This is a genomic window from Actinomadura sp. (assembly GCF_044508335.1).
Classification (GTDB): domain Bacteria; phylum Actinomycetota; class Actinomycetes; order Streptosporangiales; family Streptosporangiaceae; genus Spirillospora.
Genome location: NZ_JBIQHY010000038.1, coordinates 20,879 through 30,185 on the forward strand (window position 1 = coordinate 20,879; position 9,307 = coordinate 30,185).

At 72.6% G+C, this 9,307-nt stretch carries 8 protein-coding genes; 4 read left to right on the plus strand and 4 right to left on the minus strand.

The window, feature by feature from the left end:
• The first annotated feature begins 56 nt into the window (after window positions 1-56).
• From ACIWVC_RS15750 to ACIWVC_RS15760, 3 genes are read left to right on the plus strand one after another with little or no spacing between them, the layout of a single operon-like run.
• Window positions 57-1,124: a DUF6777 domain-containing protein gene (locus tag ACIWVC_RS15750; protein ID WP_396448948.1), complete on the plus strand. Its 1,068-nt coding sequence runs from the start codon at window positions 57-59 to the stop codon at window positions 1,122-1,124.
• 27 nt (window positions 1,125-1,151) lie between these two features.
• Entirely contained in the window at window positions 1,152-1,541 is a 390-nt protein-coding gene (locus ACIWVC_RS15755) for an ArsR/SmtB family transcription factor (RefSeq protein ID WP_396448947.1), read from the plus strand.
• Window positions 1,538-2,572 (plus strand): cation diffusion facilitator family transporter, encoded by a 1,035-nt coding sequence (locus tag ACIWVC_RS15760; RefSeq protein WP_396448946.1) that lies wholly within the window; start codon window positions 1,538-1,540, stop codon window positions 2,570-2,572. Before ACIWVC_RS15755 ends, ACIWVC_RS15760 begins: the two co-directional genes overlap by 4 nt.
• 68 nt (window positions 2,573-2,640) lie before the next feature.
• Here ACIWVC_RS15760 and ACIWVC_RS15765 read toward each other — a convergent pair whose 3' ends face one another.
• The 4 genes from ACIWVC_RS15765 to ACIWVC_RS15780 form a co-directional block, all read right to left on the minus strand.
• A complete protein-coding gene (locus ACIWVC_RS15765) occupies window positions 2,641-4,629 on the minus strand; it encodes a glycoside hydrolase family 44 protein (protein WP_396448945.1) in 1,989 nt (662 codons plus the stop codon).
• Between the two features lies 1 nt (window position 4,630).
• Window positions 4,631-6,154, minus strand: coding sequence for a cellulase family glycosylhydrolase (locus ACIWVC_RS15770; protein WP_396448944.1), 1,524 nt, complete (start codon window positions 6,152-6,154; stop codon window positions 4,631-4,633).
• A 152-nt stretch (window positions 6,155-6,306) separates the two neighbouring features.
• Window positions 6,307-7,191: an amidohydrolase family protein gene (locus ACIWVC_RS15775; RefSeq protein ID WP_396448943.1), complete on the minus strand. Its 885-nt coding sequence runs from the start codon at window positions 7,189-7,191 to the stop codon at window positions 6,307-6,309.
• Window positions 7,192-7,211: 20 nt separating this feature from the next.
• Window positions 7,212-8,120: an alpha/beta hydrolase gene (locus ACIWVC_RS15780; RefSeq protein ID WP_396448942.1), complete on the minus strand. Its 909-nt coding sequence runs from the start codon at window positions 8,118-8,120 to the stop codon at window positions 7,212-7,214.
• Between the two features lie 136 nt (window positions 8,121-8,256).
• Between ACIWVC_RS15780 and ACIWVC_RS15785 the strand changes: the two genes are divergently transcribed.
• Window positions 8,257-9,279, plus strand: coding sequence for a diacylglycerol/lipid kinase family protein (locus ACIWVC_RS15785; protein WP_396448941.1), 1,023 nt, complete (start codon window positions 8,257-8,259; stop codon window positions 9,277-9,279).
• The last annotated feature ends 28 nt before the right edge of the window (window positions 9,280-9,307 follow it).

Below are 9,307 nucleotides of genomic sequence, written 5' to 3' on the forward strand. Positions count from 1 at the left end.
GCTCCGGCCGGCATCAAAGAGTATAGGTTCGGCTGGCCCGGAGCGGGAGTAGAGGCATGCTTGAGATCCATTCGCCAATTGCCCGGCACAGGGCGGTCGCGGGGGCGGTCGCGGTGCTGGCGCTGACGGCGGGCACGCTGGCCGGCTGCGGGGACGCCGGCGCGACGATCACGCGGCTGACCGTGGGGTCGCCCGGTCCGGACCCGTACACGCTGGTGGCGGGCACCGATGAGATGAACGTGAAGGAGCGGCCGCAGGCGGGCGGGACGAAGGACGGCGACTCCCCCGGCCTGTACGGCGGGACGCGGCAGGCGTCGACCTGCGACCAGCAGAAGCTGATCGCGTTCCTGCAGGCCAACCCGGACAAGGGGCGGGCGTGGGCGGAGGTCCAGGGCATCCCGGTGAGCGACATACCGCGCTATGTGTCGCGGCTGACGCCGGTGCTGCTGCGCACCGACACGCTGGTGACCAACCACGGCTACCGCGACGGGAGGGCGACGAGCGCGCCCGCCGTCCTGCAGGCCGGAATGGGCGTTCTGGTCAATGGTTACGGCGTGCCGGTGGTGAAGTGCAATTGCGGTAATCCGCTGACCCGGCCGGAGCAAAAGATCTCCACCGGGAACGCGATCTATACTGGCCGGTCCTGGCCGGGATTCGAGAAGCGGAATGTGACGAGGATCCGGCCGCGGGATTCCCGGAAGGGGACGATCACGGCCTTCGTCCTCGTCGACCCGGAGGCGACGATGGGGTTCGAGCGGCCCCGCGCGACCGGGGGCGAGCAGGACGGGCCGCCGACCGGGCTGCCGCCCACGGAGACGGAGGCCACCGCGAGCGACTCTCCGGCGCCGTCCGACTCCGGCCTGGACTCCCCGCCGGTCGAGTCGCCCGGCCCCGACTCGCCCGGTCCCGAGTCGCCGGGCCCGGAGTCGCCCGGCGCGGAGTCTCCCGGCGCCCCGCAGTCGCCGAGCGCCGAGTCGCCCGGCCCGGGGACCTCGGGTGAGTCACCGGGCGTGACGGACGGCTACTCGGGTACGGCGACCGGCGGGATGACGCCGCCCCGGGAGGAGCCGCAGAGCCCGATCTCGCTGCCGCCGTCCGAGGAGCCGGACCCGGTCGTCTCCTGATCCGGGACGTGCGCTACATTTGCTCATATGAGCAGTCAGTCAGATGTCCTCCCCGCCGAGGCGTGCGCCGTCCGGGTCGTCGACCCCGAGAAGGTCGCCATCGTCTCCGCCGCGATGCCGGGCGCGGAGACGATCGGGGAACTGGCCCAGGTGTTCGGGCTGCTCGCCGACCCCGGGCGGCTGCGGGTGATCACCGCGCTGCTCGAAGGCGGTGAGATGTGCGTGTGCGACATCGCCGCGGCCTGCGGGCACTCGGAGTCGGCGGTCTCGCACGCGCTGCGGCTGCTGCGCGCGAACCGCGTCGTCCGGGTCCGCCGGGCCGGCCGGATGGCCTACTACCGGCTGGACGACTCGCACGTCCGCATGCTGCTCGACCTCGCCCTCACCCACGTCGGCCACGGCGGGGACGTCCCGTGACCCCGGACGGCCACGGGCACGACCAAGGTCACGGACACGGACACGACCAAGGTCACGGACACGGACACGGGCACGGGATCTCGGCGGGGGCCGACCGGCGGCTGCTCGCCGGCGCGCTGGCGCTGATCGTCGCCTTCATGGCCGGCGAGGTGGTCATCGGGCTGCTGTCCGGGTCGCTGGCGCTGATCTCCGACGCGGCGCACATGATGACGGACGCGTTCGCGATCGCGCTCGCGCTGGTCGCGATGCGGATCGCCGCGCGCCCGCCGAAGGGCGGGTACACGTTCGGGCTGCGCCGCGCCGAGATCCTGTCCGCGCAGCTGAACGGGCTGACGCTGATCCTGCTCGCGGCGTACTTCGTCTACGAGGGCGTCCGGCGGCTGATCGACCCGCCGCCCGTCGCGGGACAGTTCGTGTTCTGGACGGCCCTCGCCGGCATCGCCGTCAACGTCGCGGCGACCTACCTGATCAGCCGGGCCGACCGGCGCAGCCTGAACGTCGAGGGCGCGTTCCAGCACATCCTGAACGACCTGTTCGCGTTCATCGCGACCGCGATCGCCGGCCTCCTGGTGTGGACGGCGGACCTGGTCCGCGCCGACGCGGTCGCCTCGCTGGTGGTGGCGGCGCTGATGCTGAAGGCCGGGTACGGGCTGCTGCGGGACGCGGGCCGGGTGCTCATGGAGGCGGCGCCGGCGGGCATCGACCCGTCCGAGCTCGGCGCCCGGCTGGTCCGCCGCCCCTGCGTGGAGGAGGTCCACGACCTGCACGTGTGGGAGGTCGGCTCCGGCTACCCGGCGCTGTCGGCGCACGTGCTCGTCGACACGCAGGGCGACTGCCACGCCGTCCGCCGCGATCTCCAGGAGGTGCTGCGCGCCGCGTACGGGATCACGCACACGACGCTGGAGGTCGACCACGTGGCCGGCCCGCCGGGCAGCGGGAACGGCCACTGCGACGACGCGCACGGCCCGCGCCACATGTCGGAGGCCGGCGAACCCCACGACCACGCGGGCAACTCCCCCTGCGACCACTGACCCGTCCGGCGCGCGGCGGGCCGCCCCGGCTGGACGGCCGGGGCGGCCCGCCGCTCCTCATGCGGGCGTCACGTCTTGCAGGGGGCTCCGTTCAGGGTGAAGGCGGCCGGGGCCGGGTTCGTCCCGCCGCTCGACCCGTTGAAGCCGATCGTGACCGAGCCGCCCGGCGGGATGCCGGCGTTCCAGGACAGGTTGCGCGCGGTGACGTCCGCGCCCTCCTGCGCCCAGGTCGCGCTCCAGCCCTGGGTGACGCGCTGGCCGGCGGCGAAGGAGAAGCCCAGCGTCCAGCCGGAGACGGGCGAGGTCCCGGTGTTGGCGACGGTGACCTGGGCGGTGAACCCGCTCCCCCACTGGCTCACCACGTGGTATCCGACCTCGCACGCGGACGCGGCCGGCCCGCCGTCCGCCGGGATCTCGACCAGCGTGATCGAGGACGCGGGGAACGCCGAGGTGAACCCGTCCGCGCCGACCTGCACGTCCGGCGCCCGGACGATCGACGACAGGTCGGCGCCGCTGTACCGGTAGACGTGCCCGGTCGCCTGCCCCGACCGCCCGGCGATCGAGACCGTGCTGGTCAGGTCGTCGGTCAGCGACTTGTTGACGATCATCAGGGTAAGCGCCCCGTCGGACGACCGCTCCGCCGCGTACACGGCGAGCCGGCCCTGGTCGGCGCTCGACGCGCTGACCGAGGTGTCGCCGAACGCGGACCCGGCGCCGTCGTAGTCCAGGTACATGCGGAAGGCGTACGCGCCCGGGTCGGCGGAGCCCGGCGGCGACCACAGCGTGGCGAGGTCCAGGCCCTCGCGTCCGAAGATCCCGAGGACGTCGGCCTGCGCGAGCGCGCCGTTCATGTGGTCGAGCGCGCCCCAGTTGTACTCGGTGATGGCGAGCTTCGTGCCCGGGTAGTTCTGGTCCACCAGCTCGCGCATGCGCGGGATGTACTGGATCGGCTGGTTGATCCAGCTCTCATCCGTGTAGGCGGGATCCCAGAGCTGCCGGGTGGAGCGCAGCCTGAGCTCCTGCGTGGCCGCGTCGCCGGCCTCGCCGAACGCCACCCCGCTCTGCTGCGGGTAGAGGTGCTCGTCGAAGTAGTCGAGGATGCGGGTGCCGTGCTCCTTCTCGTACGCCTTCATCTGCTGCAGGTACCAGGCGGCGAAGGGCGTGCCGCCGTGCGCGGCCCGGTCCGGCGGGTCGGACCAGCAGTCGCCGCCGTCGCGGTCGCACGTCTGCTTGTCCAGGCCCGACATCGTCAGCGACTGGAAGCCCCAGCCGACCGGGCCGAGCGTCTTCGCGCCCGGGTCGGCGGCCTTCACGGCGGACGCGATCGCGTACGTCTGGTCGCGCATCTCGTCGTAGCCCGCGCCGTCCGGGTGGACGTCCCGGTGCGTCTCGTGCCAGAGGTCGGGCTCGTTGTCGAGGTTGTAGAACCGGACGCCGCCGTTCTTCGCCGTGCCGTACTTGCCGGTCAGGTGCGCCAGCCAGTCGGTGACGTACTCGGGCCCGGCCGGGACGCTGGTGTCGGACGGGTCGTTGCCGGTGACCCTCGTGCCGTCCGTCTTGACGCCGTTGCCGCAGTCCGGCCGCCACTCGCTGTCGGCCCTCTCCTGCGGCCCGTACTTCTCGATGCTGAAGCCGCAGCTGTAGTCGCGGCCCTTCGGCGTCCAGCCGATCAGCGGGACGGTCAGGATCGTGTCGGTGCCGGTCCGCCGGTCCTGCTCGGTGAACTGGTCGGTCTCGGACCCGTCGGGCAGCGCGTCCGGGTCGGGGGCCGGGCCCGGCACGTTCTCGAAGTACCAGTCCGAGCCCCGGTTGGTCTCGTCGTAGAGGTAGTTGTAGCGGGTGGTCGCGTTGCCGCCCCACCGCCGGACGGGCAGCCCCAGCTCCGCGGCGAGGTCCTCGTCCGCGAAGTTCATGCCGTAGATGTACGGGCTGATCGCGTGCCGGGACGCGGACGGGTCGACGGTCAGCGCCGGACCGTCCGCCGCCCGCGCGGCCGGCGCCGCCCAGGGGAGCAGCGCCGCCGCGAGGGCGGCGGCGAGCAGTGCCTTGCGGGACATGTCACGCCTCGCAGGGCTGGTCGTTGAGCTCGAACCCGGCGGGCGCGCCGGACGAGGAGCCGGTGCCCTGGAACCCGATCGTCTGCGACGCGCCGGGCGCGATGGCGCCGTTCCAGTCCAGGCTCTTCGCGGTCACGTCGGCGCCGGACTGCGACCAGGTCGCGCTCCAGCCCTGGCCGACCTTCTGGTCGCCGGGGAAGGAGAAGCCGAGCGTCCAGCCGTTCAGCGCCTCCGAGCCGCTGTTGGTGATGGTGATCTGCGCGGTGAAGCCGCCCTGCCAGCTGTTCTGCACCGTGTAGTCGACCGCGCAGGAGACGTCCGGGGTGCCGGGGTCGCCGTCGCCCGGGTCGCCGTCGCCCGGGTCGTCCGAGTCGAAGGCGCCGAGCAGGTAGGGGTCGAGGTAGGACTGCTTCGCGGTGTTGACGGTCGTCCAGTCGCCGTTCAGGATGCCGCCCGTGTCGCCGGAGTTGGGGTTCCACGACCAGAAGGTGAAGGAGATCCCGCTGGTCCCCGTGCCCAGGTAGGCCATCAGGGTGCGCAGCCACGCCTGGTCGCGCGTGTCGGTCAGCGTCGTCCCGAACTCGCCGAGCAGGACGGGGGCCACGTTGTTCTTGTAGAGGTAGCCCCAGTTCTTGTCCCAGATCGCGGCGAGGTTGTCGGGGAAGCCCGGGTCGTCGAACCACGGCTGCGGGTACACCGACGTGGCGTAGTCGTGCGCCGAGTACACCAGCCGGTTCGGGACGTTCAGCCGCACCGGGTACTGCGCGGCGCCCTGCAGGTTGCCGCCCCACCAGTAGTTGTCGCCCTGGTGGTCGTTGACCCCCTCGACGATGATCAGCCAGTTGGAGTTGACGGCGAGGATCGCGTTTCCGGCCCGCTCGGCGGCGAGCCGCCAGTCCGTCGCCTGGTCGCCGCAGCCCCAGCAGGCCGGGGAGTGCGGCTCGTTGTGCAGGTCCGCGCCGATGACCGTGGTGTCGCCCGCGTAGTGCCGGGCGAGCATCTCCCAGTCGGAGATCCAGCGCGACTCGGGGTAGGCGTCGGTGTACCAGAGCGCGGACTGCCCGCCCGCGTCGGGGCGGTGCCGGTCGAGGACGACCTTCAGCCCGATCCGCCCCGCGTAGTCGATGATCTTGTCGAGGATCTGCAGCCCGCTGAGGCCCTGCAGGTCGGGGTTCTTCGCGTAGTCGATGCTGTTCGGCGCGCTGCCGGAGTCGAACAGCTGGTTGGTGTAGGGGAGCCTGAGCGTGTTGTAGTCCAGGCTCTTCATCTGGTCGAGCATGTCCTTGTAGTTGCGCGTCCAGAGCCCGTGCGGGGAGAAGTTGGACGTCTCGGCGCCGAACCAGTTGATGCCCGTCATCCGCACCGGCTGCCCGTTCGAGTCGAGCAGCCGGCGGCCGTCGGTGTGCCAGTACCCGGTGCCGGCCGCCGCGAGCGCGCGGGGCGGCGCGGCGGGGACGAACACGAGCGCCAGCAGCGCGGCCAGCATGATCAGGAGAGTGCGCTTGGTTCCGTAGGATCCGGCCATGGGATTCGATCTCCTCTTTCCCGGTCCCTTCGACGGTGTGGGAGCGCTCCCAAGGTCGCGAGTGCCGCAGGGGGTGTCAAGATCGGGGATCGAGTCCCGTTATGACCAGCCGCCGGGCGTGAAAATCCATGAAACGGGCGGCCGGCCCCTCATCACAGCCCGAACAGCTCGGCGGCGCCCCGCCAGCAGACCGCCCGCAGCCAGTCGTCGCCCAGGTCGAGGGCGGCCAGCGACTCCAGCTGGTGCGCGTACTCGTAGGGGATGTTCGGGAAGTCGGTGCCGAGCAGGATCCGCCCCTCCAGCCCCAGCTCGCGGAGCCGGGGCAGCAGCGCGTCCGGGAACGCGGCCAGGCTGGCGAACCGGGTGAACACCATCGTGGTGTCCAGGTGGACGCGCTCGTGGGCGTCGGCGAGCGCGAAGAAGCCCTCGAACTCGGGGGCGCCCAGGTGCGCGACGATCGTGGTCAGCCGCGGATGGCGGGCGAGGACCTCCCCATACGGGCCGGGCCCGGTGTAGCCGTTCGCGACCGGCCCCGAACCGGCGTGGACGAGCGCGGGCACCCCGGCCTCGGCGAGCATCCCCCACACGGCGTCCAGCTCCTTGGCGCGCGGGTCGAAGCCGCCGACCTGGAGGTGGACCTTGAAGACGCGCGCCCCGGAGTCCAGGGCGCGGGCCACGTAGTCCTCCACGCCCGGCTCGGGGAAGAACGTGGCGGTCTGCACGCATTCGGGGACGCGGGCGGCGAACTGCGCGGTCCACTCGTTCAGCGACTCGGCCATGCCGGGGCGGTGCGGGTAGGACAGCGACGTGAACGCCCGGACGCCGAGGCCGCGCAGGAACGCCAGCCGCTCCTCCTCCGAGTCCCGGTACCGGATGGGCCACTCGGTGCCGATCAGCGGGCCGGCCTCGTCGAAGTAGCCCCAGACCGCGCTCATCAGCCGCGGCGGCATGAAGTGGACGTGGACGTCGATGATGCCCGGGAGCCCGAGCGCCTGCCAGAACGAGGGGACGGCTGCATCAGAACGAGGTTCGGCCACTCCCCGACCCTAGCCGCTCGTCAGATGATCTCGGCGAGCAGGTCGGGCAGCGCCGCGCGCAGCTCGCGCCGCCAGTACGGCCAGGTGTGGGTGCCCCGGTAGAAGTGCGTCGTGACCGGGATGCCGAGTCTGCCCAGCTTGTCGGCGAACTCCCGGGACACGGTGCAGGCGAGGGCCTCCAGCGCGTCCCGGCCGGACCCCGCGTCGTACGGCCCGGGGGCGCCGTCGCCGGCGGTGACGTGCACGCGGACGCCGGCGAGCCGGCCGGCCAGGTCGTAGGGGTTGTGCTGCCGCCACACGATGCGCTGCTCGTCGGGGTCGCCCCACACGTCCGTCCAGTCGAGGGACGGCGCGCCGACCGCGACGCTCAGCTCGACGAGGTCGGCGACGTCGAGCCCGGCCGGGTCGCGGTGCAGGGTGTGCACCGGCCCGCTGAACGACGCCGCCGCCCGGAACAGCCCGCGGTGCCGGGCCGCGTAGGCGAGCGCGCCGAGGCCGCCCATCGCGTTCCCGGCGACGGCGCGGTCCGCGCCTGCGCGGTATCCGCGTTCCAGGATCTGCCGCAGTTCGGCGAGATGGAACGTCTCCCACTTCGGCGCGCCGCCCGCGCCGCGATTCCACCAGTCGGTGTAATTGCCGCACGGGCCGCCGTCCGGCATCACGACGATGACTTCGGCGTCCTCGGTCAGTTCCTCGACGTCGGTGTGGTCGGTCCAGGCGGTGTGGCCGTCCCGGCCGGCGCCGGACCCGTGCAGCAGCCAGAGCACCGGCCAGGTGCGGGAGGCGTCCCGCGACCAGCCGCGGGGCAGCAGCAGGCGGACGCGGGCGACGTCGTCCAGGACCGTGGAGCGGACGGCGAGGTCGAGCACCCGGGGGCGCGGACGGCGCTCGCCCACCACGCCCGCTCCCGCCATGTCGCGCAGCCGCATGTTTTCCGCCCCGGGTCAATCAGCAGCGAGTTCTTTGTAAGGATCCCCACTCGGCGCCATGTTTCAACGCTTTGCAATGGGTTTATAAAGTGTCGGACCGGCCGTGCCGGTCTACGTTCCTTGTAGGGTGACGCGGATGGGAGGGCGACCCGTCGGGATGCGGAGCGTCGAGATGCGGAGCAAGGCGGAGCTGGAGTCGGCCATCGCGGACGGCGGGCGCGCGGTGCTGGTGATCAACTCCAGGTCCCGGCGGGGCCGCCGGCTCTTCGGCACGGCCCGCCGGCTGCTCCGCGAGTCCGGCCTGGAGTTCCTGCACGTGTTCCCGGTCACCGACCCGACCCGGCTGCGGGAGCTGTTCGCCGACGTCCTCGCCCTGGAGCCCGACCTCGTGGTCGTCGGCGGCGGGGACGGGACGGTCGCCGAGGCGGTCGGGCACCTGGCGCACCGCGACATCGCGCTCGGCGTGCTGCCGCTCGGCACCACCAACAACTTCGCCCGCAGCCTGGAGCTGCCGCTCGACCTGGCCGGCGCGGTCCGCACCCTCGCGGTGGGCCGCCCGGACGGCGGGAAGGTCGCGGACGTGGACGTCGGCTGGTTCGAGTCGACCGGCGACCCGCAGGGCGAGGGGCCGGGCGCCGACCGCGAGCACATCTTCGCGAACATGGTGAGCCTCGGGCTGTCGGTGCAGGTCGCCGAGCACGTCCCGCACGCGCTGAAGCGGTTCGTGGGGCGCCCCGCGTACGCGCTGACGGCGGCGGGGCTGCTGCCCCGGCACGAGGCGTTCACCGCCCGCATCACGATCGACGGCAAGACCTACGAGGTCGCGACGCACCAGCTGAACATCGCGAACGGCGCGCACCACAGCGGGCAGCGGATCGCCCGCGACGCCAGCCCGGACGACCGGCTGCTCGCCGTCTACCGGCTGGGCGACGAGCGCCGGCTGCGGCTGGCCTCGGCGACGGCCCGGCACGTCCTCACCGGCCAGTGGCGGTCCCTCGCCGAGGACGCGTTCCTCACCACCGCGCAGGTCGAGATCGAGACCGACCCGCCGATGCAGGTGGACGTGGACGGCGAGATCCGCGGCCGCACCCCGGTGTCGATCAGGCTGCGCGGCAACGCGCTGCGGGTGATCGTCCCGCGCACGTTCGCCGACACGTGACCCGTCACCGCTCGCCGACCGCCTCGCC